We start from the raw sequence: 25,015 nt of genomic DNA, 5'->3' as shown, positions 1-25,015 counted from the left end.
GGCCGGGAAGCCCCGGCACGACCTTCCTGTGAACCCGCCCGCCGCCACTTCGGAGTGTGCCGCGGTGTCCCGGACCCGGAGCAGCGGCGGTGAGCGGCCCCCTGGCGCTGCTCGCCGCCGCCTTCGCCCTCATCCTCGCCAACGGCTTCTTCGTCGCCGCCGAGTTCGGTCTCGTCACGGTGGAGAGACCGGCGGCAGAACGCGCGGCGGCCGCCGGAGACCGCCGCGCCCGCAGCGTCGTACGTGCTCTGCGCGAGCTGTCCTTCCAGCTCTCCGGCACCCAGCTCGGCATCACGCTGACCTCCCTGGTCGTCGGCATGCTCGCCGAACCAGCCCTGGCCGCGCTGCTGGACGCGCCGCTCAGCGCGACCGGGCTCCCGCAGGGCGCGGTGCCCGGAGTGGCGGTGCTCATCGGCATGTTCACCGCCTCCGCAGTCCAGATGGTCATCGGCGAACTGGTGCCCAAGAACTGGGCGGTGTCCCGGCCGCTGGCGGTCGCCCGCTTCGTCGCCGGACCGCAGCGCCGCTTCGCCGCCTTCTTCCGGCCGGTCATCGCGCTCCTCAACGCCCTCGCCAACCGCATCGTGCGGATCTTCGGCGTCGAACCGGCCGACGAGCTGGCCTCCGCGCGTACACCCGGCGAACTCGTCTCCCTCGCCCGGCACTCCGCCCGCGCCGGTGCCCTCGAACAGGACACCGCCGACCTGTTCGTCCGAACCCTCTCGCTCGGCGGGCTCACCGCCCAGCATGTGATGACCCCGCGCGTACGGGTGAGCGCCCTGCAGGCCGCCGCGACCGCCGCGGACGTCCTCAACCTCACCCGTGCGACCGGTCTCTCCCGCTTCCCCGTCTACCGCGAACGGATGGACGAGATCGCCGGCATGGTCCACCTCAAGGACGCCCTGGCCGTACCCGCCCACGAACGCCTGCGCACCCCCGCGAGCCGGATCGCCCAACCCGCCCTGCTGGTTCCCGGCACGCTGCCCGTCCAGCCGCTGCTGGAGCGGCTGCGCAAGGAACAGCCCATCGCGGTGGTCGTCGACGAGTACGGCGGCACGGCGGGCGTGGTCACCCTGGAGGACATCGTCGAAGAGCTCGTCGGCGAGGTCCGTGACGAGCACGACGACGCGGACCCGCCCGAACTCGCCGCCGTCCACGATGCCGAGGGCCGCCCCGCCTGGGACGCGGACGGCGGCTGCCGCGTCGACACGCTGCGCCGGATCGGCCTCAGCGCACCGGAGGGCCCGTACGAGACGGTGGCCGGGCTGGTCGCCGGACTGCTCGGACGCATCCCGGCGGCCGGAGACACCGCGCCGCTGCCGGGTCCGGGCGGGTGGCAGCTGCGGGTACGCACCGTCGCCCACCACCGTGCGGAGCGCGTACGGGTGGTGCGTACGGGCGTCGCGGACAGCCCTGCGGCCAACCCGGTCGGCACGGCAGCCCCGTTGACGCCGGCGGACGAGTCGGACCGGCCGGTCACGGCTTCGGCGCGGGAGGTGCGGCTGCGATGAGCCTCCTCCAACTTCTGTTCGCCGCCCTGCTGGTGCTGGCCAACGGCTTCTTCGTCGGTGCCGAGTTCGCCCTGGTCTCCGTGCGCCGGAGCCAGATCGAGCCGCTGGCGGCCCAGGGTTCGGCACGCGCCCGCCGAGTGCTCACCGGGCTGGAGAACCTCCCGCAGATGATGGCCGCCGCCCAGTTCGGCATCACCATCTGCTCCCTCACCCTGGGGGCCGTCGCCGAACCGACGGTGGCCCATCTGCTGGAGCCCGTCTTCCACGCCGTCCAACTGCCCGAAGCGCTCATCCATCCGCTGGGCTATGTCCTCGCGCTGGGCGTGGTGGTCTGCCTGCACCTGGTCATCGGGGAGATGGTGCCCAAGAACCTGGCGATGGCCGCACCGGAGCGCACCGCCCTCTGGTTCAGCCCGCCGCTCGTCGCCTTCGCCCGGCTGTGCCGCCCCGTCACCACCTCGCTGGGCGCCTGCGCCCGGCTCATCCTGCAACTCTTCGGGGTCGAGGCGAAGGACGAGATCGACGCCGTTTTCACCAGCGAGCAGCTGACCGATCTCGTGGAGGACTCCCGCCAGGCCGGTTTGCTGGAACACGGCGCGCACGAACGCCTCGCCGACGCCCTGGAACTGGGCTCGCGCCCGGTTACCGATGTCCTGCTGAACCCGGCGGACCTGGTGACCGTCGGCCCGGCCGTCACCGCGCGCGAGGTCGAGGACCTCACCGTGAAGACCGGCTTCTCCCGCTTCCCCGTCCGTGCGGACGACGGCGCGTTCCTGGGCTATCTGCACGTCAAGGACGTACTCGACCTCGAAGACGCGGCGGGCGAGGTGCCTCGCCACTTCTGGCGTCCGATGGCCACACTGCGCGCCGAACTGCCCCTGGACGACGCGCTCGGCGCGATGCGGGCCGCCGCCACGCATCTGGCGGCCGTCGCCGGGCCGGGCGGGCGGGTACTCGGACTCGTCGCGCTGGAGGACGTACTGGAGATGCTGGTGGGTGAAGTCCGCGACCCGGCGCACCAAGGCCCCTCGCACCGCGCTCACGCCACCGCCTCGCAGCCCCGGCCCTCCTCCCGGCCCGCCCCACCGGCCTCGTCCCAGCCCCGGCCTCCGTCGCCCCGGGACGCCACGGAAACCGGATGGACCGAGGCGGCTGCCGCCGGACCACGCGGTACCTGAGCGGCGGCAGGGCCGCTACGGTGTGCTCTCCGAGCCCCGGCCGGAGAGCACCTCGCCGTACGCCTGCATCAGATCCGGCAGCCGCAGCGTCGCCAGATCGTCGCGCGTCGGCGTGGCCGGGTAGCCGGACAGCCGCAGATCCCGGTAGGCGCAGCTCTTCTCGTACAGCGTCCGCAGGAAGCGGCCGTTGCCCAGCTCGTCGATCCAGCCCTGGTCCACGACATGGCCGCCGATGCTGCGCATCTCGTCCAGCGCCTCCTCGTCCCAGGAGTCGCCGTTCTCCGCGGCCAGCACCTCGCCGATCGCGGTCAGTTCCAGGGGACGGTAACTGGGGAAGTCCACCCGCGTCGTGAAGCGGGAGCCGAGGCCGGGATTGGCCGCCAGCAGCCGGTCCATGCCCTCCGGATAGCCCGCCAGGATGACGACCAGCCGGTCCCGGTTGTCCTCCGCCCGCTTCAGCAGCACCTGGAGGGCTTCGTCGCCGTACGCGTCGCCCTTGCTGTAGCCGGAGTTCGAAAGCGCGTAGGCCTCGTCGACGAAGAGCACCCCTCCCATCGCCGAGTCGATCAGCTCGTTCGCCTTCACCGCGGTCTGGCCGAGGAACTCACCGACAAGATCGGCCCGTTGGGCCTCCACCAGATGGTCGCCGCCGAGCAGCCCCAGAGCGTAGAAGGCCCGGCCGAGGATGCGCGCCACGGTAGTCTTGCCGGTGCCCGAGGGCCCGGAGAAGATGAAGTGCCGCTTCGGCGGCTGTACCGGCAGACCCTGGCCGGCCCGCAGCCGCGCCATGTGCAGCTGCGCCGACAGCGCCCGCACCTGCCGCTTCACCGGCTCCAGGCCGACCATCCGCTCCAGTTCGTCCAGCGCCCGCGCCAGCAGAACCGGGTCGGCGGGGCCCGCGGGCAGCTTGTCCGCGCCGGCGGTGTGCAGCAGCGCCGCCCGATCCCGCACCAGATCGGCGTCGGTGCGGGCGGGCTCGGCCGGGTCACCGGAGCCCTCCAGCCGCAGCGGGTCGCCGTCCGGATCCTGCTCCGGGGCGGAGTCCGGTTCGGCCGGCACGCCCGGAGGCTCAGGGATCTCCAGGATGTCGCCACCGGGGTCGGCGCCGGAGTCCCTCGTGTCCTGGCCGCCGGTGCCCGCGAGGGACATCGCCGCCGCGAAGCCGGGGCCGTCGCCCAGCCCGTCGCCCTCCGCGATGGCCGTCAGCCTGGCCGCGGTGTCCATGAAGGCGGGGTCGATCCGGTGCACCGCCCGGTAGAGCGGCAGCGCCGCCGCACTGCGCCCGGTGCCCTCACGGGCGCGGGCCAGCCAGTAACGCAGCTCCTTGCGCTGCGGCTGCTCGCTGCGGCAGCGCATCAGGGCCGCCGAGAGCAGCGGCTCGGCCTGCGCGAACATCTCCAGCCGCACCCGCGCCATGCCTGCGAACAGCCCCGCCTCGATACCCAGCAGCGGATCGTCGACCAGCGGCTCGGTGTGCCGCACCAGCCGGTCCCAGTCCTTGGCGAGATAGGCGCGGCAGGCGTGCAGGAACCGGGCCTGCTGGTCCGTCTCCACCGGCGGGCAGTCGGCGAGCGCCCGGTCCAACTCGGCGACATGGCGGCCGTCCAGCCAGTGCGAGGTGTGCGCGAGCAGCAGATCCCGGCCGGTCTCCAGCACCGGCTGCACCCACCAGCCCAGCCAGTACCAGGAGTTGAGCGTACGGCCGTGCCGCTTGCGCTGCTCGCCGAAGCGGTCCCGGTGCTGGTACATCCGCAGCAACGCGGTCGAGGTGTCCGCGCGCAGCGCGTGCAGCCCCAGCCAGCCGTCCGCCATGCCCGGGTCGAGCCGCACCGCGGTACGGAACTCCTCCTCCGCCTGGGTGTATCCGCCGACCGTGTAAGCGTCCACCGCGCGCAGCCACGCCAGATCGGCGGGGGCGTGCAGGCCATGGGTATCCTGCCTGCCGAAATCCATCACGTCCCCCATGAAACGTCCCCCCGGTTGTCCGCCGACGGCCCTGCGCCCGTCCGCCGGAAGGGAGGCCGGGCGAACAGCCTTACCACGGGCGGGAGTTGTCACTGCCGATCCGGAATGCCCGGGCTCCCGCGTTGATTTGCATCGTACCTGCGCAGGGCGCCCGGCCGTAGAGCGCCGTGACGCGGGGGTATCCGGGGGTGCCGTATTGTGACGGGGGATCAGGGGTGACGGAGGGTGAGTGCGAGGCGGACCGGGCCCGGAGCCCGAGACGGGACGAGGCCCCCGGTCACGGGGGAACAACCGGGGACCTCGCGTCAGAGGCAGCCTGTACAGGCCGCTTATTGAGAACGTAAATCCTGCACCGGCCCCCGGTCAAGGTGCACTCCTGGGGCTCCTGCCGGGAAGCGCGAGTGAAGCCGAGGGCATCACCGAGAGTGAACAGAAAGGTGTTTCACCGCATTCCCCGCTGACCCGGCAGCACCTCGGGCCCCACCAGCCCCTCCCGTATCAGCAAGTCCGCGTGGGGAAGAGACGGGTCGGCCGCGAAATGCTCGGCCTCGGCGCGCCGCCAGAGGTCCCAGAACGCCGCCTGTCCCGGCCCGTCCCGCCGCATTCCGCGCTCGTGGGCCACAACACGGGGCACATCCATCCACAGCAGACAGGCCAGCTCTGGACGCAGCGCCCGGCGCCCGGCGCCGACACCCTCGACCAGGACGGCGCGGGCGGGCGGCAGTTCACCCGTACGAGTGAAGTTGTGACGCTTCCAGTCGTAGATCCCGAAGCGGGCGGTGGACCCTCGGGACAGCGGGCCGGTCACCTGTTCGGCAAAGCGGCCCGTCCAGTCGAAGAGCGCCTCATGGCTCGACAGGTCGTCGAGATGCAGTACCGGCGCACCGTCCAGGGCCGCCGCCAGCCGTGCGGCGAACGTGGACTTGCCCGACCCGGCATACCCGTCCACGGCGATCAGCCTGACCGGACCGCAGGACGGCGGCAGGGCGGCGAGACGGCGCGCGAGCTGGCGGAGGTCGCCTGGTCCGCCGGGGTCGTCCATGTCCGCAGCCTAGCGACCTGGTCCACTCCCCATCGTGCTACCTGGTCGCAGGGCTGTCCGTCCGGCGCCCCTGCCGGGTAGTGCCACTGGTCGGACCAATGTCCGTTTCGGTCCGACAGGCGCGCCGGGCGTCCCATCACTGGCCTCCATGCCCGGGCACCGGCAATAGTTGACTCGCGTTCGTTCATCCGCCGCACTCTGGGACTACCGACTGGGGGCTTCACCATCATGACCAGCAGACCAGCCAAGCGCCGTACCGTGCTGGCCGCGGCCCTCGCCACCGCCGCCGCCGCCGGGACGCCGTCGGCACTCGCCGCCGACGGAGGGGCCGCCGCACGCGGGCCGCGCCGTCCGAAGAAGGACGACCTCATCGACTACCAGGACTGGACTTCCACCCGAGACTGGAACGCCGGGGAGCACCAGGGCACCAGGGTGCGCGGGCGGCGCGCGGGCATCGCGCTCGGGAGCCCCGTCGGCACCACCGAGTACCGCGACCCGCACACCGGCAGGACCGCCGAGTGGGAGTACGCCACGTGGACCTCGCCGCTCCACACGCCGAAGGTGCCCGCCACCGAGCTGATCGCCTCCTGGAACGCCCGCACCCCCTCCGGCACCTGGCTGCGCATCGAAGTCCTGGGCAGCTACGCGGACGGGACCGACACCCCCTGGTACACGCTGGGGATCTGGACGGCCGGAGACGGCGACGACGTGCCCCGCCGCACCTCCGTGCCGGATCAGAGTGATGGCCGCAGCACCGTCTGGACCGACACCGTCGCCGTGGACGATTCGGGAAGCGGCGTCCGCCTCGCCGCGTACCGGCTGCGCGTGACGCTCTGCCGTGCGCCCGGCAGCGACGCCACCCCGACCGTCTGGCGGCTCGGTGCGATGGCCTCGGACCTCCCGGACCGCTTCGAGGTCCCGGCCAGCGAGCCGGGGCAGGCCGGCGGCATCGAGCTGAAGGTGCCGAGGTACTCGCAGAACATCCACGAGGGCCGGTACCCGGAGTACGACGGCGGAGGAGAAGCGTGGTGCAGCCCGACCTCCTCCCAGATGATCATCGAGTACTGGGGCCGGAAGCCCGCCGCAGAGGATCTGGCATGGGTCAATCCGGACTACGAGGACCCGCAGGTCTGCCACGCCGCGCGCTTCACCTTCGACTACGAGTACGAGGGCTGCGGCAACTGGCCCTTCAACACCGCGTACGCGGCCACGTATGAGGGCATGGAGGGCGTCGTGACCCGCTGCGCCACGCTGCACGACGCCGAACGGCTGGTGGCGGCGGGCATCCCGCTCATCACCTCGCAGTCCTTCATCGAATCCGAGCTCGACGGCGCGGGCTACGGCACGGCCGGTCATCTGATGACGGTAATCGGCTTCACCGAGGACGGCGACGTCATCGCCAACGACCCCGCCTCGCCGGACAATCCGGCGGTGCGCCGCGTGTACCGGCGTCGGGAGTTCGAGAACATCTGGCTGCGCACCAAGCGCTACAACGAGAAGGGCGAGGTCAGGAGCGGCACGGGCGGGGTGTGCTACATCTACTTCCCCGTCGATCCGTCACCAGCCCAGCGCCGGGCGCTGCGCGAGTTCGGGGTGTGCTGACCGGACTGACGGGCATGTACTCGACGTACGTCTCATCCACCACCTGACGGCAGCGCTGCCGGCCGTCCTGGGTGAGGTGGCCGTACTGGTCGACCGTGACCTTGATCGAGCGGTGTCCCAGCCAGCGGGAGACCTCGTGGAGGGCGACACCGTTCGTCAGGGTCACGGTGGCCCATGTGTGCCGCAGACCGTGCGGCGTGTACGGAGGCAGTCCCAGCCGGGCGATGCTGCGGTTCCACGACCTCCGGAACAGATCCGGGTAGGGCATCGTTCCGGCCCCGGTGAGTACGGGAAAGCAGGACCTGAACATGGCCAAGGTCTCCGGCAGCGGGACATCGCGCCATTCCCCATCTTTCCGGTGCTTGAGAGGCGCGTGGCGTACGACGTAAAGGCCGCCCCCGTGTTTTCGTCCGGACAACCTGCCGTCGCAGACGGAGTGTGTCTTCACGTCGGCTGCCGTCGTTCATCGACCGGCGCGACGTGGTGAGCGGGGGCCTGCGCTTCCTGGACGGGGTTGGCGGGGATGCGCTTGTGCCGTACGGCCTGCGTGAACGCGGACGACAGCGCGATGCGCCGCGACTCGATCGTGTTGGCCGCAGCGCCCTGCGTGCGCCACATGCTGTAGAGCCGCTCGATGTCGGCCGTAGCTTGGAATTCCAGCTTGGCCAAATGGTGCTTCCAGGCGATGGGCGCGACAGCCGTCATGGAAGGGCTGGACACTGCCCGGATCGTCGTGTCATCCCTTACAGCGGGTAAGAGTGCCAGAGTTACGAGCAGCAAGGGAGGATAGTCACCGCCACCAGTGCAGCACGTGCAATTCCCGGCAGTATCGAAAGGCTCACGGGTAGGTACCCCACGAGTGATCTCACTTTCATCTCGAGTTCTCGGACTGACTCAAGATGCCGTGTCGCCTAGAGGTTGCGCTCTGCTTCAACAGATGCCATTCGCCAGCAACTTACACAGATCCAAGTGGAGGTTCATGTGGCGGGAATCAGCAAGTAGGAGGCCCCAAGACGGAGGCGCATACGGGTTCCACCTCCGGCCAGAGCTTGCGGCAGGTGGCGTACGCCGTCGCTGCATGTAAGGCATGGAGATCAGCAGCACTGATGTCGTCGCTCTCCCGGCCTCCGCCAGCACCTTGCGTGCGAAGCTGATGTTCTGCCCGGTGTTGGCGGCGTTTGGTTCCAGCAAGATTGCAATGGCGTCCAGCGCTTGGCCCCAGACGTCGCAGGCGGCTTCCACGCTGCCCTGCTGCGCTTCCAGCGCGCCGAGAATACCGAGCGTCACCGCATGGGTCCGGCCGAAGGTGCGCGCCTTTCTGGTGCGGACGCTGCTCGGGCTGCGGATGCTGGGGGCGCACTGGCCGTGGGGGTTCCGTTCTGTTGTGTGGCGGCCGACTCCGGCTACGGGCGCGACCCGCAGTTGCGGGGCCTGGCTGCACGCCCGGCGCCTGCGCTACGTGCTTGCCTTCCCGGTCGGCCTGCCCCTGGACGGGCCGCCGGGCAAGTCGCGCCAGCCGAAGGTCGCCAACCAGGTCCGCACCTGGACCGCCTGGCACCGGCACGTCACCTGCACAATGCTCGCCCTGGCCTTCCTCGTCGTCCAACGCGCCCGGCATCCCGACCCCGAGCAGCCGGCAGATCCCCGGCCGATGCCTTCGTCGAGATCCCCGACCAGCCCGGACGCCCGGGAAAAGCTCAGACCGTGTCGCCCGCTCTCAGGTCGGCTGACCTCGCGGTTCACCCTTGCCCGAGCCGCCCGGACCCGGGCCGCCGCGACCCGCTCCCGCCCGACTCCTCCCCTGGAAACACGCCGACCAGAAACGATCACAACACCAAGATCTGCTGCTGTGGTGCAGGTGCTCGAGGAAAGGCTCACACACGACCTGGAACGCGCGGACGGCGGAGTGGACGGTGTACATCGGAACACCCATACGGACGCGGAGCCGGTTAAGACGCCCGTGCCCTGAGGCGGCCGGATCAGCAGGATTCGACGGCGCGATTTTCCCTCCAACGACCGTCCGCCATGTGGATGTGCGGCCGGCCGGGACCTGTGCCAGCGTGGTGGGGAAGAACTATCGGCACCGTCGACCCGTCGATGTCATTCCGGCCGGTCAGCCGGCGGTAGTTCAGCAAGTACGGTCGCGCGCCGGGTCCAGAGGCTGAAGCCCCGTACGGCAGATCTATGACGCTCCGGCGCAGGCACATGCGGATTTCGATCGCCGACCCAAGCGGAGACTCCCACGCGTCATGACGTGGAAAAGGAGCGGATATGCCAAGGCAGGGAATGAATGACGGAAACCGCCGACCGCAGTACGACGAAGTACGAGGACACCCCGAACTCATCTGTGCGGTGGCGGAGGACGTGGGCGTGGAGATCACGCCGTCGGGCGCGTCGTCGGCCCGAGGCGCTGATGTGGCCGGGCTGAATGAGCTGGCGGCTGCGCCCGACATCGTCCTGAAGCCGCTGTTCGAGGCCGACCTGGCGCGGCTGGGCCGCCAGGCCCAACAGACGCCGCAGGCGGGCGAGTCCGCTGATCAGGTCGAGGAGAACCTCGGCAAAATGGTGCGCTTCTACCAGGTGGACGCACCCGAGGAGCGGCTCGAGGAGATCGCCGAAAGGCTCCGGGAACTCGACGTCATTGAGGCCGCCTACGTCAAGCCGGCTGCAGAACTCGCCGGGGCCAAGACCGGGGCCCGGCCCTGGACACGCCCCTTCTCCAGGGCCGAGGAGCGCAAGGAAACGCCCATCAACGACATGGCCCCCATCGGGCCGGACGCACCGTCGATGACGCCCGACTACACGGTCCGCCAGATCTACCTGGACCCGGGACCGGCTGGCATCGACGCCCGCCACGCATGGAAGCAGCCGGGCGGCACAGGGGACGGGGTACGGGTGATCGACTGCGAATGGGGCTGGCGCTTCGGCCATGAGGACCTGCTCCAGAACCAGGGGGGTGTCATCGCGGGAATCAACAGCACCGACACCAATCACGGCACCGCCGTCCTCGGTGAAATCAGTGGTGACGTGAATGGGTTCGGCGTCACCGGCATCGCGCCCGACGCGGTGATCAGCGCCTCGTCGTTCTCTCTGCCGACCGCGACCGCCATCCGGGCCGCCGCGGACCGACTGGGTCCCAGGGACGTCCTTCTCCTTGAGATTCACCGGCCGGGGCCACGGGCCACCGGGATAGGCCAGCAGGGGTTCATCGCGGTCGAGTGGTGGCCGGATGACTTCCTTGCCATCCGGTATGCCACGGACAAGGGCGTGGTCGTCGTCGAAGCCGCCGGCAACGGCGCGGAGAACCTCGACGACCCGGTGTACGACAGGTCCCCCGGCTTCCCGCTGTGGTGGACCAACCCCTTCCGGCGCAGCCTGCTCGACTCCGGTGCCGTCATCGTCGGCGCCGGCGCTCCCCCGCCCGGCACCCACGTCGCGGACTGGGGCCCCGACCGTTCCCGCCTCGACTTCTCCAACTTCGGCTCGTGCGTGGACGCGCAGGGTTGGGGCCGAGAGGTCACCACGACGGGATACGGCGACCTGCAGGCCGGGGGGAATGCCGACTTCTGGTACACCGACAGGTTCAGTGGGACGTCGAGCGCGTCCCCGATCGTCGTTGGCGCTGTCGCTTGTGTACAGGGCGTACTGAAGGCGAGCGACCGTAGTCCGCTGGACGGGTGGCAGGTCCGGGACCTGCTGAGGAACACCGGCTGGCCTCAGCAGGACGCGCCCGGACGTCCGGCCACCCAGCGGATCGGAAACCGGCCCGACCTGAGTCAGCTGATTCCGGCCGCGCTGGCATGATCACCGGCGATCGCCGACGACAGCCTGCGCTGCGACGGCCGGACCGCCCGCCCGTCGCAGCGCCGGCTGGGCGCCCCAGCGCCGCAGGCGGTGCGGTACGCGCAACGGCGGAAGTGGGCTTGGGGCCACCACGGCTAATCGGCAGGCGCCGCCGCCCTCACCCGTGCCGACGCGGCTCACTCGCGTGGCGGAGGCCCGGCTAGACCGAACAGCTGCCCGTAACCTGTGACATCGTCGGTGGTCGTACCGGCTGCACGCAGCATCGCCCACAGCAGCACTTGGTTCGGCGTCAACACCGGACGTTCCAGGCGTGCCTCCAGTCGCTCGATCACGCCGACGGCGCGAAAGCCGTTGCCGCCCAACACCACGGCATCGGCGCTGTCCGGAACATGTGCGATCACCCAGTCGTACAGCTCGGCAGGCTGGAACAGAGTCTGTCCGCTGGGCAGAGTGCAGGGAGCCGAGAACAGTACCTCGAAGCCCGTGCCCTGGTAGTAGCGCCGACCCAGCGCGTTCAACTCCGTGTCGAACCACGGCGGATCGACCAGCGACAGCCGCGAGGCCCCGACGGCGTGCAGAGCGTCCACCATCGCCGCGCAGGTGGCGACTACCGGAACGCCTCCGGCCCGGGTGCACAGGCGCTCCAGCATCGCCTCCTCAGCCGAGGCACCGATGACATATGCCGAGCTGGTGAAGGCGAAGCCAATCGCAGCCAACGGTGCGGCGGCCAGTCGCTCGGTGGCCTCGTCCACATACGGCGGCTCGGCGAATGCCCGCACCGGCTCCAGAGGGATCGTCTCGTCCATCCCGCCGCCCGGCCGCATCGCACCGAACGGCACCCGGGCGGCGTGGATGCCGACATCGGCCGGAGCCATTGCGCGGAGTTCGGACTCTGGTCCTACGTCCGCGTGCGGGGTGAGCACCCCGAGCCTGACCCGCACATTCCAGCCGTCGTTCTGCCACATCCTGCGCGCTTCCTTGCCGACCTGCCAGCAGTGGGTTCCACATACATGATGTGAGCCTGGCGGTGTGCGGACACGAAATGACACGCCAGCCGACTACTCGGCCGAACGTCGATCACTACCGCCGAGCCTCCAGCCCCCGTGGTCGCCGCCCAGTACCAGCCGGGGGTATGGAGCAGTGATCAAACCCCACGAGCGAAGCAAGATCCAATGCGAAATGGCCACCGCGAATGCGAAAGCTTGCGAATCCGCCAACGGGAGCGCGACGGAACACCAACTATCGCGCTCAGCGGCCAGGTATAGCGCTCATCGCACCCGCAGGTGACAACAAGCCTGCTATGTGACAATCAACGTGCTTCGGCTCATCGGTCCGGGCTCGCTGGGCTGTTCGGGGCGCGGCTGCTACAGGTCGAACTCGAGGGGCTCGATGTCCGTGAACAGGATCTCCTCCAGTTGGCTGGCGCGGCGGCGTCCAGGTGCTCGGGGTCGGCGCGCGGTGGCGGGCGCTTCGCTCGGGGTCCTGCGTACGCGTCGTTCTCGTGCCCGTCGGAGTGGGGCACGTCCGCCACTACGCTGGAGTCGTACGAGCGGTACGCGTACCGACGCGTTCCGACGCGTGCCATGCGTCTCAGGAGGCGACGATGTCCGATCCGATTCCCCCCGCCGACTGGGAAGAACACTTCGGCCCCAGCCCTCAGCCGGCCCCCGAGGACGTGGTTCCTTCTCGGCCGGACGTCGTACAGGTCACCCAGACCGAGGGCGCCGGGGTGGACGAGAGCCGTACGGCCGCGCACTCGGGCAGCGGCTTGCCCGAGGAGGCGCCGCCCCTGCCGGCGCCGCATCCGCAGCCCGGGGAGCAGCCGCGGCCTATGTGGCGCCGTCCTCCCGGACAGCGGGACGACAAGGGGGAGCCGACGCGCGGCTGACGGCTCCCTGAACAGGAGTGAGGGATCAGGGTTCGACCGTGCGCGCGTGGGCGACTAGTTCCCTCAGCGCGGACCCGCCTCCCGCGGCGTTCGGGCCGCCCGCCATGCCCCAGTTCTCGGCGCTCTGCTCGGCGACCACGTGCGGGCCGACCTCGCCGGTCCACCAGCCGAAGTACGGGCCGCCGGACTGGCCGGGGAAGATGTCGTTGCGGTGCATGACCCGCAGTCCGTTCCGCCCCGCGAAGGTCTCGTTGACCGCACTGTCCATGACGCCGTTCGCGGTGTAGACCGGCCGGAGACTTGAACCGATGTCGCCCGGGTAGCCGATGTGCGACCAGTACGCCCGGCCGTTCCAGGCGGACACGTAGTCGTGTGCGCTGCCCATCCATCCGGTGGTATCCCCGAGCGGGTTGCTCAGCACGCAGACCGCGTAGTCGAAGGCGGCCTCGTTGGACGAGATGCCATCCGCACCGTTCACCCGCTGCCAGAAGTAGATGCGGGTGACATGGGCGGACCCGAACGGAGCGCTCGTGTCGTACTGCATCGGAGTGAAGGTCATCCAGTCGGCACTGCCGTCCGCGCGCCAGGGCACCACATGGCTCGCGGTGACCATGTGACGGCGCCCCACCATGACGCCCGATCCCGAGCCGCCGGGAACGACGACGCGTCCGCAGGTCCGCCAGGGGTAGCTCGTGTCGTAGATCACTGTGCGGGTGTCCGGCAGGAAGACCGTGGTCGGCTCGCCCCTCTCGTCCTGCGCCCCCGGGGCCCGCCTCCACAGCGGGGCCCTGGCCCCCTCCGGTCGCAGCAGCTGCGGGAGCGCGCGCAGTGGTGCGCCCTCGGGCCGGTAGGGCTCGTTCCCGCTCTGCCCCTCGGGCCGTCCGGCGAGGTCGGCCTCGGAGACGACGACCACCTCGGGGCGGGGCGGGAATGTGTGCTCGGTGGCCTCCTGCGCGGACGCCATGGGTTCGAGGGTCGAACCCCAATTCTCCGGCGGAATCGGCTCGGACATTTCCACCTGTCCTTTCGGTGAAGGGAAGCGTGCAGACACACATTAGGGATAGGGGAGGGCGGAGGGCGTACGACGGGCAATAAGTCGCCGAGAATTACACGTCCGGCCCTTTCCGTCACTTGGGAAGAGTGCTGTGCGCCGATCGGGCAGTATTGCTGTTCCGGTGTTTCGCCGGTCTTCACGCGAGGGAAGGAACCAGGGGTATTCAACGGCAATTGGAGCGAGCCCATGGGCCAGGAGAATTCTGCCGGCGCTGACCCCACTTCCGACACGGACGAGGAGGCGCTGGACCGCGCACTGTCCTACGAGAGAGCCGAGGCGGCCGCCGCCTCCGCGCCCGAGGAGAGTGCCAGCGAGTACCGTCCCGCCGCCGGACCGCCGGTCCCCCTGCGGGCAGACGGCAGTCCGGCAGCCCGCAGGCCGCCGGAGTCCTCCGAGTAGCGGGCAGGGCGAGGAAAGGACGTATCGCAGCCATGGCTCTGATCTTCAGGAACGACTACAGCCGGCCCATCTGGGCCATGTACGAGCGGTACCGCCCGAACTGCCCGGACGGGGGGAACTGGCTCAAGGCCGGCTGGTGGAAGATCCAGCCCGGACAGACGGCCGTCGTTTTCGCGGGTGACCCCCACGGTGTCAACCCGATCTGGTACGCCTACGCGCACTCGGACGACGGCCTGGAATGGAGTGACCGCTTCCAGGAACTGGTTCCCGTCCGCGCATTCGAATGGTGCTCGAATGTTGCGGACACGAGTTCACGGACGATTCTCATGCACGAGTTCGTCGCCGCCAGCACGAACCACACCCACACGTTTCGGGCGCCATAATTCCGATCGCTTTGACAGACTCCTCCGCTGCCACGGCTGTTTCAAGATCCATGAGGTAGTCCGAGGATGCTGAAGGGGCGGTTCATGTGGCGGTCGGCCAGAGGGTGGCTCCACAACCATCTCAGGGATCCGCCAGCTTCGGGAAGCACCCCATGCGCTGGTACGACTTCGGTATCAGCGGCAGCGCGAGTTCGTGTTCATCGGACTGCGCACGGTCCGCCGCCCACTCGGCTTCCTCCCGGCTCGGCGAGCATGGAGCGGGCAGCACGGCGCGGGGCCGCGACCGGGCACTTGCCCCGGACGCGGCCCCGCTACTGTGCAACTCGGTCATCGTCGGTTCAGCAGCAGCCGCCGGTGGCGACCGGTTCTGCCACGCTGGTATCGGCACCGGCACAACACGTGCTGCCTTGCTGCTTGGCCAGGCTCTCGGCGTCGGCCTTGACGACGTAGACCTCCCAGGGTTCCTGGCCGGGGCCATGGACCCAGACCTTGTCCTGGAGGGCGTAGCAACAGGTGGTGTCGTTCTCCACATCGGTGGCCAGACCTGCGTTCGCCAGGCGGGAGGTGGCGGCGTGGACGACCTCGGTGGTCTCGACTTCGATGCCGAGGTGATCCATTCGGGTGTCCTGGCCTGCGGTGCCTTCGACAAGGACGAGCTTGAGTGGTGGATCGGCGATAGCGAAGTTGGCGTAGCCGTCGCGGAGTTTGGCGGGTTCAGTGTCGAAGAGCTTGCTGTAGAAGGCGATCGAAGCTTGAAGGTTGGGGACGCGCAGGGCGAGCTGTAGACGGGACATGGCGAACCTCCTGCTGAGACGGTGGACTGAGTGGTCAGCAGCCGCCGGTGGTGGCGGGGGCTGCGATGCCGATCTGCAGAGTGGCCGGGGCCGCGCAGCAGCCGCCGGACTCTTCCGCACCGGCTGGTTCGTCGAAGAGCCCGGCGCCGCCGCAGACCCCGGTCTCCGGGAGAGTCAGCTCGACGCGCTCGGCGGCTTCCTGGTCGCCCGCCAGCGATGCGGCGATGGAGCGGACCTGCTCGTAACCGGTCATGGCTAGGAAAGTCGGGGCGCGGCCGTAGCTCTTCATGCCGACCAGGTAGACGTTCTGCTCCGGGTGGGACAGCTCCTTGACGCCGTGCGGATAGACGGTGCCGCAGGAGTGCTGGTTGGGGTCGATCAGCGGAGCCAGCTCGGCCGGGGACTGGAGGCGCTCGTCGAGACCGAGCCGCAACTCGTTCAGGAAGGAGAGGTCGGGGCGGAAGCCGGTCAGAACGATGACCTCGTCGACGGGGTCGAGGCGGCGGCCGTCCTCGGCTACGAGCACCAGCCGCTCGCCGCTCTTCTCGACGGCGTCGGTACGGAAGCCGGTGATGGCGTCGGCGTGGCCGTCGTCCACGGCAGCCTTGGCCGCAAGCCCCAGCGCGCCACGGGCGGGTAGCTGGTCGGCCTCGCCGCCGCCGAAGGTCGCACCGCTGATGCCGCGCCGCAGGACCCAGATCGCCTGAGTTTCCTGAGTCGCCTTGGCGAGGTCGGCCAGGTAGGCGAGTGCGGTGAACGCGGAGGCGCCGGAGCCGATGACGGCGGTGCGCTTGCCCGCGTAACGAGCCCGGACGGCTGGGTCCTTGAGGTCGGGCACGCGATAGGAGATGCGCTCACCCGCCGTGCGCTCGCCAAGAGCGGGCAGGCCGTCGCCGCCGATCGGGCTGGGGGTGGACCAGGTGCCGGAGGCGTCGATGACCGCGTGGGCGGTGATGCGCTGCTCGGCGCCGTCGGCGTTTTGGATGTGGACGGTGAAGGGCTGCTGGTCGCGGTCGGCGTCGACGACGCGGTCGCGGCCCTGGCGGGAGACGCCGGTCGCCGTTGCGCTGAAGCGGACCCTGTCACCCAGTACGTCGGCAAGCGGCTGCAGGTACTTCTCGGCCCAGTCACCGCCGGTGGGGTAGGTCGCGCCGTCCGGCTTCACCCAGCCGGTGGGAGCCAGGAGCTTCTCGGCGGCGGGGTCGACGACCTCGGCCCAGGGGGAGAAGAGGCGTACGTGCGACCACTCGCGCACCGCGTTGCCGGCGGCGGTTCCGGCCTCCAGGACCAGCGGCTCAATGCCCCGCTCGACGAGCTGGGCGGCGGCGGCTAGGCCGACGGGCCCGGCTCCGATCACCACGGTGGGCAGGGCGGTGGTGGGCGCGTTCATGGTGACTCCCCACTTTATTTCGACATCCGTCGATGGCTTGCAACCAGCATTGCACCTGTTTCGATATGTGTCAACATAGACGTTCATCAAAATAGAGGAATCGGATCATGGAGCATCCCGATCGATCCTTCGCATCCAGCACGCACTGCGCGGCGTGGGCCGGGATGCCGATTGCGTCGTCCCTTCCCTCGCGGCTTACGTCCGCGAGGCTCCGGCTGCCGCAGGGCTCCGACCGGATATTCGGGGAGGACTCGAACGCTCCCTGGCCTTTGATTCGATATATGTCAATATAGGCATGTGTCGAATGTGACCGGCCTGTAGCGTTACCACCTGGCGTCAGGCAAGCCGGGTCACGGCAACGTGACCCGGCTCCGCTACCCGGCTACCCGGCCCGGAGGTCGGTGCGTCGGAGCGCCCGAAGCGGCGGTGACGTGCTTCCTTCGCGCCGTCGGCCGGGGAGGTCGCCGTCGGTCACAGGCTGGCGAGGAGGTCGTCGAGCGGGGCCGGTACCTGACCGGGGGCGAGGGCCTCGACGAGGAGCCGGCCGTAGCGGATCTTCCGGCCCTTCTTCGTGCCGAGGAAACGCCGCAACTGCTGCTCCCGGGGCCGTCCGTGCTGCGCGGGCTGGCGCAGGAAGATCCGCCAGGCGCGCAGGTCGCCCTCGGCCTGGACGACCTCCTCGACCCTTTCCGTGCCCAGTGCGCGGATGAGCTCGTCCTCCAGGTCCGCCACGCACACGAAGATGTACTGGTGCGGCGCCCGTGCCCGTTTCAGGCCGCGGTCGTAGAAGGGCTGCTCGCCCTTGTCGCACAGTCCCGCCAGACGCAGGCCAAGGCCGGGCGGCCCGAGGAGGTCGGCGTAGCGGCCGACGCTCATCGCCCCGCCCATCGGCAGGACGCACACCCTCTCGGCGGCCAGGTCCCGGCCACGCAGTGCTGCCAGTGCCTCAACGGCCGCGAGATCGCTGGGGCCTTCCAGCAGTACCGCCGTCCGCACCCCGAGCCGCACAGCCAGTTCACTCGCCGGCCCGCCGGGGCCGCCGGCCGCCCAGCCGTTGACCGCGTCCTGGAACGCTCGCATGTCCGCCATGGAGCGAGTCTGCACCCTCCACCGGCGGCACCACACGGAATATTTGACGGCGCGACCGGGACGCACCGCCGGGGCACTGTGGGTAGTGGGACAAATCCCACAGTGGCGGGGAGAACCGCAATCTCATACAACCTTCAGGGGTGGTCGCCGGTCGTGTGAGCGCCCCCCCCGCACACACCCCCTGAAGGAACGGCACATGTACCCGCTCATCAAGACCCAGCACAGACCCATCCGCGTGGTGGCAGCCCTCGGCGCCACCGTCGCCCTCGCGTTCACCGCCGCGTGCGGGAGCGACGGGGAAGGCGGCACGAAGAGCGCGTCCCAGGGCTCCTGCAAGAAGGAGATCAAGGCCGCGTACGAACAGGTGGAGAAGAACCCCGACGCTCCGCAGCCCACGGAGACGCCGGACGCCTGCAAGGGCCTCACCGACGCGGAGCTCGAGGACATGATGGAGGAGGTCGTCAAGGACGAGGTGACCGTCGGCGCGGACAAGCTCGAAACCGGGGAGAAGAAGCCCGGGGACGAGGACGCCGGGAGCGGCCAGGCGACCGAACTGAAGGCGGGCGAGGTCTACACCTACCCCGACGACGTGAGCGTCAGCGTGCAGAGCCTCTCCCCGATCACGCAGTACGGGGAGTACGACGACAAGCCGGAAGCGGGCCAGACCGCTTTCCGCGCCACCATCAGTATCGACAACGGCAGCAAGAAGCCGATCGACATCGATGACCTCTACCTCACCGTCCAAGGTGCCACCAACGGCGGCGATGTCCGCGACCTCTATGTCGAGGCCGGCTCCAAGCAGATGACCGGACGCCTCGCCCCCGGTGTGAAGACGGAGAAGACCGCGGAGTACGCGATCGACGACAAGTACGGGAAGAAGGTCCTCGTCATCATCGGCCACACGGCCGAGGGCAGCGAGAACTGGAGCATGGAGGACCCGACGTGGACGGCCACCATCAAGTGACGGCCGCCATCTGACGCCGGTGCCCTGGCTGTTCGCGCCGCCCGTCGGATCGCACACGAGGGCAGGGCGGGCCGCGCACGGTACTCCGCGGCCCGCCCGGAGGCCGGGGCGGCCGGTCACCCACCGCTGAACGGCCCGTGAACCGTGGGGAAAAGACAATCCTGCCGGTCCGGTTCCGAAACCATGTGACGTGTGCCATTGTACATGTCGCATGGTGCACACCGTGTCCATGTCAAAGCTCGGGGCGTGGTCTTTGCCCTGACTCCGGGCCGGGTGCACAGAACCCCCACGTCGGCTGCGCCGCGCGCGGCCACGCATTCCGCTGGGAGGCGGCTGGTGAGGACGAGAAGAATAAGACAATCGGTGACGAGAACGTGGGTGCTGGCACTGGCGCTCGCATTGGGCGGAGGCGTTCTCTCGGGGCCCGGCTTCGCCGCACCCCGTACCGACGCGGCGCCGGAATCCGCGCGCGAGACGCCTGCAGGACTGCCCCCGCAGGCTGCCCTGCAGGCACCCGCCGGCGACCCGGAACATGTCCGGGAGAAAGCCCTGAAAGTCCACGCGCGCGCACCGCTGACCTCCAGCAAGGACGCGCTCAAGCAGGACTACGACTCGCCCGTGGTGCCGGAGGCGCGCAAGCGTCCGTCCATGAAGGCCGCCAAGGGCACGCAGGGGAAGGCGAAGGCGGGCGCGGCCGACTGCAACGTCAGCGACTTCACAAGCCGGACAGGCAGGGAACTGGTCAGGCAGATAAAGAAGTCCCCGACGGCCTGCGTCAACACGCTCTTCAACCTCACCGGCGGCGACGCGTACTACGCCTTCCGCGAGAAGCAGATGGTCACGGTCGCCAACGCGATGCGCGACGGCTCCGCGGCCTACCCCGGCGATGGTTCCACCGGGATGCCGCAGCTGGTGCTGTACCTGCGTGCCGGCTACTACGTGCACTGGTACAACGAGCCCGATGTCGGCGAGTACGGCCGCGCACTGAGGAGCGCCGTCCGGGGCGGGCTCGACGCCTTCTTCGGCTCACCCCGCTCCGGTGACGTCACGGACGCCAACGGGGAGACGCTCGCCGAGGCCGTCATCCTGATCGACAGCGCCGAGCAGAACGCGCGCTACCTGTCCGTCGTCAAGCGCATGCTGGACGGATACGACAGCTCGTACGACTCGTCGTGGTGGATGCTCACCGCCGTCAACAACGTCTACACCGTGCTCTTCCGCGGCCACCAGGTGCCGGAGTTCGTGAGCGCGGTCACCTCCGACCCCAGCGTCCTGGACACCCTGCACGGCTTCGCCACCGAGCACGGCGACCTGCTGGGCGGCGACCAGAGCTACCTCACCTCCAACGCGGGCCGTGAACTGGCCCGGTTCCTCCAGCACGACGCGCTGCGTGAACACGTCCGGCCGCAGGCCCTGGACCTGCTCAACCAGAGCTCCATCACCGGCGACACCGCGACCCTGTGGGTCGGTATCGCCGAGATGACGGGCTACTACGACCAGCGGAACTGCAGCTACTACGACACCTGCAACCTCCAGGAGCGCCTGGAGAAGGAGGTGCTGCCCGTCGAGCACACCTGCAGCGACAGCCTGCGGGTGCGCGCCCAGGCGATGACCTCCGGCGAGCTCGGGAGGACCTGCGACAGTCTGGCCGGCCAGGACGCCTACTTCCACGGCATCGCCCAGGACAACGGCCCGGTCGAGGGCGACAGGAACACCTCGCTCGAGGTGGTTGCCTTCGACTCCAGCACGGACTACCAGACCTATGCCGGAGTGATGTTCGGCATCGACACCAACAACGGCGGCATGTACCTGGAGGGTGACCCCTCGGCGCAGGGCAACCAGCCCCGGTTCATCGCCTACGAAGCCGAGTGGCTGAAGCCGGAGTTCCAGATCTGGAACCTCAACCACGAATACACGCACTACCTCGACGGCCGTTTCAACATGCACGGCGACTTCGAGGCGAACGTCTCGACGCCCACCATCATGTGGATCGAGGGCTTCGCGGAGTACGTTTCCTACTCGTACCGGAACCTCCAGTACGACGACGCCATCGCCGAGGCGGGCAGGGGGACGTACGCACTGAGCGCCCTGTTCGACACGACGTACAGCCACGACTCCGCCCGTGTCTACCAGTGGGGCTATCTCGCGGTCCGGTACATGGTCCAGTCGCACCGGAACGAGGTCGACACACTGCTGGACTACTACCGTTCGGGTGACTGGAACGGAGCTCGCAGCTATCTGACCAGGACCATAGGTTCGAGCCACGACGGCGACTGGTACACCTGGCTGGCCAGTTGTTCGGCGGGCGACTGCGGCCAGTAGGCGGCAGAGCAGCAGACCGGCGGGCCGCGGAGTCTCCTCCGCGGCCCGCCGCGCTTGCCAAGAACAGAAACGTCACATTGTACACTTGGGCTCCAGTCAGACATGGAGGCAGCGCATGGAGCCCCGCAAACCGCGCAAACTCGTCTCCGTCCAGGAGCATCTGCGTGACCAGGTAGCCCATGAGCTGCGTGCCGCCCTCATCGCCGGTGAGCTGCGCCCGGGGGAGATCTACTCCGCGCCCACACTCGCCGCCGAGTACGGCGTCTCGGCCACGCCCGTACGGGAGGCCATGCTCGATCTGGTGCGGGAGGGCCTTGTCGAGGCTGTCAGGAACAAGGGCTTCCGGGTCACTCAGATCACCGAGCGGGATCTTGACGAGTTCACCGAGATCCGCTCGCTGATCGAGATACCCACCATCGGCCGGATCACGTGGACGGCCGCGCCCGAGCAACTCGAGGCGCTGCGCCCGGCGGCCGAGGCGATCGTGGCCGCCGCACGCGATCACGACCTGATCGGCTATCTCGAGGCCGACCGCCGTTTTCATCTCGCCCTGCTGGAGCTCTCGGGGAACACGCACCTGGTGCGGGTCGTCAGCGACCTGCGCAAGCGCTCACGCCTCTACGGACTGACCGATCTCGACCAGGAAGGTGTGCTCGTCGACTCCGCGAAGGAGCACACCGAGCTGCTGGAGGTCATGCTCAGCGGCGACGCGGAGGCCGCGCAGGCGCTGATGCGCCATCACCTCGCGCATGTCCGTTCGCTGTGGGCCTCGGGCCAGCAGCAGCCGCCCCAGGAGCACCCCCGGCCCACCGCCTCAGCCGCCTCCGGCGCGCGGCGGGCCCGCGCGCCGGGTTAGGGGCGGCCTGGGGGCCAGGACGGGCCCTGTGCCGTGAACGTTCCCGGTCACCCCTGGGCGTGTTGGAGAAGTCCCGCCTGTCTCGCGGGGTCCGGCACGCACGCTCGCTGCGTTGTCCGTCGTCGGCGCAGCCCGCTGCGCTCTCCTCCTTCAGCCTTGCGATCGCACGCACCGGACCCCGCGAGACCCGCCCTCCGGGCGGCCGGTGCTACTTCTCAAACACGCCCTGGCCGTCCAGCAGGGTGCCCATCCACTCCTCGACGTCCTCCACGGTGCGGGGCAGTCCGCCCGACATCAGCCGGGAGCCGTCGGCCGTGATCGCCAGGTCGTCCTCGATGCGCACACCGATGCCGCGCAGCTCCGGCGGCAGCGTCTCGTCGTCCGGCTGGAGATAGAGCCCCGGCTCGACGGTGAGCACATGTCCCTCCTCCAGCACGCCGTCCAGATAGGTCTCCGCGCGGGCCTTCGCGCAGTCGTGCACGTCGATGCCGAGCATGTGCCCGCTGCCGCAGAGTGTGTAGCGCCGGTACAGATCGCTGTCCGTGGCGAGCGCCTCCTCGGCGGAGACCTTGAGGACGCCCCACTCGCGCAGCCCCTCCGCGATCACCTGCATCGCCGCCCGGTGGAAGTCCCGGAAGGCGGCGCCCGGCCGCAGGGCGCCGATCCCGGCGTTCTGGGCGGCCAGCACCAGTTCGTACACCTCGCGCTGGGCGGCCGAGAAGCGGCCGGAGAGCGGCAGGGTGCGGGTGAGGTCCGCGGTGTAGAGGGTGTCGGTCTCCACCCCGGCGTCCAGCAGGAGTAGTTGGGAGCGCTCCAGCGGCCCGTCGTTGCGTATCCAGTGCAGTACGCAGGCGTGCGCGCCGCTGGCGGCGATCGTCTCGTAGCCGGTGCCGTTGCCCTCGGTCCGCGCCCGGAGGTTGAAGACGCCTTCGATCCAGCGCTCGCCGCGCGGATGGCCCAGGGCCTGCGGAAGCGCGCGGACCACATCCTCGAATCCACGGGCGGTGCTGTCCACCGCGAGTTGCAGTTGGGCGGTCTCCCACGGCTCCTTGATCAGTCTCAGCTCGGCGAGGCAGGCGGCAAGTTCAGCCTCGTCGTAGCGATCGCGCCGTGCGTCCGCGCCGGTCAGCGCGTCCAGGGCGCCGTCGAGGCCCGCCAGCGTCCGGGTGGGGGGCTGCGCACCGGACAGGAGCTTTTCCAGGTCTGCCGAATGCCGGCAGGTGAGGCCGGTCAGCGCGGTGGCCTCCGCGAGGTCCGGGCGCCGGCCGACCCAGAACTCCCCGTACCGCCGGTCCCGGTAGAACTCGTCACTGTCGCGCGGGGAGCGCGGGCGAATATAGAGCACCGCCTCGTGACCGGCGGGACCGGACGGCTCCAGCACGAGCACATTGCCCGGCTGCTCCTCACCGGTGAGCCCGGTCAGCCAGGCGTACGCGCTGTGCGGCCGGAAACGGTAGTCGCAGTCGTTGGAGCGGGCCTTGAGTTCTCCGGCGGGCACGATGAGCCGCTCACCCGGGAAGCGGGCGGAGAGCCTCGCGCGCCGGGCGGGGGTGGCCTCGTACGAGGGAACGCGCAGGTCGGCGGGGAGCGGTGAGGCGGCCCAGGCGGTGGTCATGAAGCTTGCCAGGGCGGGGGAGACGTCGAGGTCGTGGCTGCCGGTGTGCAGACGGGGGGCCGGTTTCGGCACGGTGCTCCTTCGGCGGTGCAGCGGAATTGACAATATTATTTCACTGTAGACGGCAAGGAAACGCGGAGGAAGTCTGCGCGTGCCGGTAACGGAGTGCGAGGACATGGCTGCCCTGGATAACATCAACCCGGTAACCTGGTAGAAAGATTGACGAACTGCCATGAGCCGCCGGACCGGTGAAGGAAGGCCCGACATGGGGGACGCGCCGGACTGGATGCGGCACGGGAACAGGCCTTCGGTCGAACTGCACACCGACCGGGCGCACGCCGCGCGCGTCTACGACGTGCTGCTCGGCGGCAAGACCAACTACCCGGCGGACCGCGAGGCCGCCGCGGAGCTTCTCAAGTCGCTGCCGAACGCCGCGATGGTCGCCCGCCAGAACCGCGCCTTCATGCACCGGGCGGTCCGTTTCCTCGCCGCGGAAGCCGGAATCCGGCAATTCCTCGACATCGGCACCGGCATACCGACCTCGCCCAATCTGCACGAGATCGCCCAGGAGGCGGCTGCGCACGCGCGCGTCATCTACGTCGACAACGACCCGATCGTGCTGGTCCACTCGCGGGCGCTGCACCACAGCAGTCCCGAGGGCCGCACGGCGTACATCCCGGGTGACCTGTGCGAACCCGAACACATCCTCGGTGACGCGCAACTGCTGGGCACCTTCGACCGGAGCCGTCCGGTGGCCGTGACCCTTCTCGCGGTCCTGCACTGGCTGCCCGAGGGCGCCGACCCCTACGACATCGTCGACCGCATCCTGCGTGAACTCCCCGCCGGGAGCTGGCTGGCCCTCACCCACGTCACCGACGACTTCGCACCGCAGGCGATGCGGCAGGCCACCGAGGGACTCAGGGCAGGCGGATCGAACGTCAAGACGCGCAGCGAGCGTGAGGTGCTGCGTTTCTTCGACGGGCTGGAGCTTGCCGACCCCGGCCTGTGCGTCGTCCAGCGCTGGCGCCCCGACCCCGTCGACCTGGGCACCCGGGCGCTGGGGCCCGCCGACATCCCGCTCTACGCGGGAGTGGCCCGCAAGCCCTGAGCCGTGCCCCTGCGACCCTCCCTCCCGCAGCCGCCGAGTCCGCATCCGTAC

Annotated in this window: 21 protein-coding genes and 1 pseudogene; 11 read left to right on the top strand and 11 right to left on the bottom strand. The window is 69.6% G+C overall.

Annotated features, from left to right (window positions below; translation table 11 throughout):
* Positions 1 to 89 precede the first annotated feature (89 nt).
* Both LHJ74_RS00895 and LHJ74_RS00890 read left to right on the top strand, forming a co-directional pair.
* Positions 90 to 1,511, top strand: coding sequence for a hemolysin family protein (locus LHJ74_RS00895; protein ID WP_260215422.1), 1,422 nt, complete (start codon positions 90 to 92; stop codon positions 1,509 to 1,511).
* Positions 1,508 to 2,689: a hemolysin family protein gene (locus LHJ74_RS00890; protein WP_260215421.1), complete on the top strand. Its 1,182-nt coding sequence runs from the start codon at positions 1,508 to 1,510 to the stop codon at positions 2,687 to 2,689. The genes LHJ74_RS00895 and LHJ74_RS00890 overlap by 4 nt, the downstream gene beginning before the upstream one ends.
* A 15-nt stretch (positions 2,690 to 2,704) precedes the next feature.
* On the opposite strand, the gene LHJ74_RS00885 is transcribed toward LHJ74_RS00890, so the two are convergent.
* Complete coding sequence (locus tag LHJ74_RS00885) at positions 2,705 to 4,654, bottom strand: AAA family ATPase (protein ID WP_260215419.1); 1,950 nt, start codon at positions 4,652 to 4,654, stop codon at positions 2,705 to 2,707.
* Positions 4,655 to 5,096: 442 nt separating this feature from the next.
* Positions 5,097 to 5,696, bottom strand: coding sequence for a uridine kinase family protein (locus LHJ74_RS00880; RefSeq protein ID WP_260215418.1), 600 nt, complete (start codon positions 5,694 to 5,696; stop codon positions 5,097 to 5,099).
* A gap of 228 nt (positions 5,697 to 5,924) precedes the next feature.
* Here LHJ74_RS00880 and LHJ74_RS00875 point away from each other — a divergent pair, with 228 nt between their 5' ends.
* Positions 5,925 to 7,298, top strand: coding sequence for a C39 family peptidase (locus tag LHJ74_RS00875; protein WP_260215417.1), 1,374 nt, complete (start codon positions 5,925 to 5,927; stop codon positions 7,296 to 7,298).
* Here the strand turns inward: LHJ74_RS00875 and LHJ74_RS00870 are convergent.
* The 3 genes and pseudogenes from LHJ74_RS00870 to LHJ74_RS00860 all read right to left on the bottom strand — a co-directional run.
* On the bottom strand, positions 7,204 to 7,566 hold the full coding sequence (locus LHJ74_RS00870; RefSeq protein WP_260215416.1) for a tyrosine-type recombinase/integrase: 363 nt from the start codon (positions 7,564 to 7,566) through the stop codon (positions 7,204 to 7,206). The genes LHJ74_RS00875 and LHJ74_RS00870 overlap by 95 nt on opposite strands.
* Positions 7,567 to 7,742: 176 nt before the next feature.
* Positions 7,743 to 8,018: a hypothetical protein gene (locus tag LHJ74_RS00865; RefSeq protein ID WP_260215415.1), complete on the bottom strand. Its 276-nt coding sequence runs from the start codon at positions 8,016 to 8,018 to the stop codon at positions 7,743 to 7,745.
* A gap of 295 nt (positions 8,019 to 8,313) precedes the next feature.
* Positions 8,314 to 8,501, bottom strand: a pseudogene (locus LHJ74_RS00860) (ElyC/SanA/YdcF family protein); the annotation flags it as partial.
* Positions 8,502 to 9,569: 1,068 nt separating this feature from the next.
* Here LHJ74_RS00860 and LHJ74_RS00855 point away from each other — a divergent pair.
* Complete coding sequence (locus LHJ74_RS00855; protein WP_260215414.1) at positions 9,570 to 11,102, top strand: S8 family peptidase; 1,533 nt, start codon at positions 9,570 to 9,572, stop codon at positions 11,100 to 11,102.
* A 176-nt stretch (positions 11,103 to 11,278) separates the two neighbouring features.
* Here LHJ74_RS00855 and LHJ74_RS00850 read toward each other — a convergent pair whose 3' ends face one another.
* Positions 11,279 to 12,067: a maleate cis-trans isomerase family protein gene (locus tag LHJ74_RS00850; RefSeq protein ID WP_260215413.1), complete on the bottom strand. Its 789-nt coding sequence runs from the start codon at positions 12,065 to 12,067 to the stop codon at positions 11,279 to 11,281.
* 638 nt (positions 12,068 to 12,705) lie between these two features.
* Here LHJ74_RS00850 and LHJ74_RS00845 point away from each other — a divergent pair.
* A complete protein-coding gene (locus LHJ74_RS00845) occupies positions 12,706 to 12,990 on the top strand; it encodes a hypothetical protein (protein WP_260215412.1) in 285 nt (94 codons plus the stop codon).
* A gap of 25 nt (positions 12,991 to 13,015) precedes the next feature.
* Here LHJ74_RS00845 and LHJ74_RS00840 read toward each other — a convergent pair whose 3' ends face one another.
* Positions 13,016 to 14,002 carry a trypsin-like serine peptidase gene (locus LHJ74_RS00840; RefSeq protein WP_260215411.1) on the bottom strand — a complete coding sequence of 329 codons (987 nt, stop codon included), beginning with the start codon at positions 14,000 to 14,002 and terminating at the stop codon, positions 13,016 to 13,018.
* A gap of 228 nt (positions 14,003 to 14,230) precedes the next feature.
* Here LHJ74_RS00840 and LHJ74_RS00835 point away from each other — a divergent pair, with 228 nt between their 5' ends.
* Both LHJ74_RS00835 and LHJ74_RS00830 read left to right on the top strand, forming a co-directional pair.
* On the top strand, positions 14,231 to 14,443 hold the full coding sequence (locus LHJ74_RS00835) for a hypothetical protein (RefSeq protein WP_260215410.1): 213 nt from the start codon (positions 14,231 to 14,233) through the stop codon (positions 14,441 to 14,443).
* 32 nt (positions 14,444 to 14,475) lie between these two features.
* Entirely contained in the window at positions 14,476 to 14,826 is a 351-nt protein-coding gene (locus tag LHJ74_RS00830) for a DUF1036 domain-containing protein (protein ID WP_260215409.1), read from the top strand.
* 338 nt (positions 14,827 to 15,164) lie between these two features.
* Here LHJ74_RS00830 and LHJ74_RS00825 read toward each other — a convergent pair whose 3' ends face one another.
* The 3 genes from LHJ74_RS00825 to LHJ74_RS00815 all read right to left on the bottom strand — a co-directional run bounded on the left by LHJ74_RS00825 (position 15,165) and on the right by LHJ74_RS00815 (position 18,099).
* On the bottom strand, positions 15,165 to 15,620 hold the full coding sequence (locus tag LHJ74_RS00825; RefSeq protein ID WP_260215408.1) for an ArsI/CadI family heavy metal resistance metalloenzyme: 456 nt from the start codon (positions 15,618 to 15,620) through the stop codon (positions 15,165 to 15,167).
* Positions 15,621 to 15,654: 34 nt separating this feature from the next.
* On the bottom strand, positions 15,655 to 17,010 hold the full coding sequence (locus LHJ74_RS00820; protein WP_260215407.1) for an NAD(P)-binding domain-containing protein: 1,356 nt from the start codon (positions 17,008 to 17,010) through the stop codon (positions 15,655 to 15,657).
* A 471-nt stretch (positions 17,011 to 17,481) separates the two neighbouring features.
* Positions 17,482 to 18,099, bottom strand: a complete 618-nt coding sequence (locus tag LHJ74_RS00815) for a TOPRIM nucleotidyl transferase/hydrolase domain-containing protein (protein ID WP_260215406.1) — start codon at positions 18,097 to 18,099, stop codon at positions 17,482 to 17,484.
* 196 nt (positions 18,100 to 18,295) lie between these two features.
* Between LHJ74_RS00815 and LHJ74_RS00810 the strand changes: the two genes are divergently transcribed.
* From LHJ74_RS00810 to LHJ74_RS00800, 3 genes are all read left to right on the top strand, one after another.
* Positions 18,296 to 19,063: a hypothetical protein gene (locus LHJ74_RS00810; protein ID WP_260215405.1), complete on the top strand. Its 768-nt coding sequence runs from the start codon at positions 18,296 to 18,298 to the stop codon at positions 19,061 to 19,063.
* Positions 19,064 to 19,399: 336 nt separating this feature from the next.
* Positions 19,400 to 21,385, top strand: coding sequence for a collagenase (locus LHJ74_RS00805; protein ID WP_375546634.1), 1,986 nt, complete (start codon positions 19,400 to 19,402; stop codon positions 21,383 to 21,385).
* 115 nt (positions 21,386 to 21,500) lie between these two features.
* Positions 21,501 to 22,241 carry a GntR family transcriptional regulator gene (locus tag LHJ74_RS00800; protein WP_260215403.1) on the top strand — a complete coding sequence of 247 codons (741 nt, stop codon included), beginning with the start codon at positions 21,501 to 21,503 and terminating at the stop codon, positions 22,239 to 22,241.
* A gap of 208 nt (positions 22,242 to 22,449) precedes the next feature.
* Here the strand turns inward: LHJ74_RS00800 and LHJ74_RS00795 are convergent, their stop codons facing one another.
* Positions 22,450 to 23,928: an aminopeptidase P family protein gene (locus LHJ74_RS00795; protein ID WP_260215402.1), complete on the bottom strand. Its 1,479-nt coding sequence runs from the start codon at positions 23,926 to 23,928 to the stop codon at positions 22,450 to 22,452.
* Between the two features lie 193 nt (positions 23,929 to 24,121).
* Between LHJ74_RS00795 and LHJ74_RS00790 the strand changes: the two genes are divergently transcribed.
* Positions 24,122 to 24,964 (top strand): SAM-dependent methyltransferase, encoded by an 843-nt coding sequence (locus LHJ74_RS00790; RefSeq protein ID WP_260215401.1) that lies wholly within the window; start codon positions 24,122 to 24,124, stop codon positions 24,962 to 24,964.
* The last annotated feature ends 51 nt before the right edge of the window (positions 24,965 to 25,015 follow it).

Source organism: Streptomyces gossypii (genome assembly GCF_025165795.1).
Taxonomy (GTDB): Bacteria; Actinomycetota; Actinomycetes; order Streptomycetales; family Streptomycetaceae; genus Streptomyces; species Streptomyces gossypii.
The sequence above is the reverse complement of the archived record's forward strand: the minus strand, read 5'-3'. Positions and strand labels throughout refer to the sequence as shown.

What these genes read in the sequence shown, in the direction of transcription:
- LHJ74_RS00820 (WP_260215407.1), bottom strand. Translation starts at nt 17,010, where the DNA reads ATGAACGCGCCCACCACCGCCCTGCCCACCGTGGTGATCGGAGCCGGG.
- LHJ74_RS00880 (WP_260215418.1), bottom strand. Translation starts at nt 5,696, where the DNA reads ATGGACGACCCCGGCGGACCAGGCGACCTCCGCCAGCTCGCGCGCCGT.
- LHJ74_RS00870 (WP_260215416.1), bottom strand. Translation starts at nt 7,566, where the DNA reads ATGCCCTACCCGGATCTGTTCCGGAGGTCGTGGAACCGCAGCATCGCC.
- LHJ74_RS00790 (WP_260215401.1), top strand. Translation starts at nt 24,122, where the DNA reads ATGGGGGACGCGCCGGACTGGATGCGGCACGGGAACAGGCCTTCGGTC.
- LHJ74_RS00890 (WP_260215421.1), top strand. Translation starts at nt 1,508, where the DNA reads ATGAGCCTCCTCCAACTTCTGTTCGCCGCCCTGCTGGTGCTGGCCAAC.
- LHJ74_RS00825 (WP_260215408.1), bottom strand. Translation starts at nt 15,620, where the DNA reads ATGTCCCGTCTACAGCTCGCCCTGCGCGTCCCCAACCTTCAAGCTTCG.
- LHJ74_RS00835 (WP_260215410.1), top strand. Translation starts at nt 14,231, where the DNA reads ATGGGCCAGGAGAATTCTGCCGGCGCTGACCCCACTTCCGACACGGAC.
- LHJ74_RS00850 (WP_260215413.1), bottom strand. Translation starts at nt 12,067, where the DNA reads ATGTGGCAGAACGACGGCTGGAATGTGCGGGTCAGGCTCGGGGTGCTC.
- LHJ74_RS00855 (WP_260215414.1), top strand. Translation starts at nt 9,570, where the DNA reads ATGCCAAGGCAGGGAATGAATGACGGAAACCGCCGACCGCAGTACGAC.
- LHJ74_RS00885 (WP_260215419.1), bottom strand. Translation starts at nt 4,654, where the DNA reads ATGGGGGACGTGATGGATTTCGGCAGGCAGGATACCCATGGCCTGCAC.
- LHJ74_RS00875 (WP_260215417.1), top strand. Translation starts at nt 5,925, where the DNA reads ATGACCAGCAGACCAGCCAAGCGCCGTACCGTGCTGGCCGCGGCCCTC.
- LHJ74_RS00815 (WP_260215406.1), bottom strand. Translation starts at nt 18,099, where the DNA reads ATGGCGGACATGCGAGCGTTCCAGGACGCGGTCAACGGCTGGGCGGCC.
- LHJ74_RS00810 (WP_260215405.1), top strand. Translation starts at nt 18,296, where the DNA reads ATGTACCCGCTCATCAAGACCCAGCACAGACCCATCCGCGTGGTGGCA.
- LHJ74_RS00830 (WP_260215409.1), top strand. Translation starts at nt 14,476, where the DNA reads ATGGCTCTGATCTTCAGGAACGACTACAGCCGGCCCATCTGGGCCATG.
- LHJ74_RS00845 (WP_260215412.1), top strand. Translation starts at nt 12,706, where the DNA reads ATGTCCGATCCGATTCCCCCCGCCGACTGGGAAGAACACTTCGGCCCC.
- LHJ74_RS00840 (WP_260215411.1), bottom strand. Translation starts at nt 14,002, where the DNA reads ATGTCCGAGCCGATTCCGCCGGAGAATTGGGGTTCGACCCTCGAACCC.
- LHJ74_RS00800 (WP_260215403.1), top strand. Translation starts at nt 21,501, where the DNA reads ATGGAGCCCCGCAAACCGCGCAAACTCGTCTCCGTCCAGGAGCATCTG.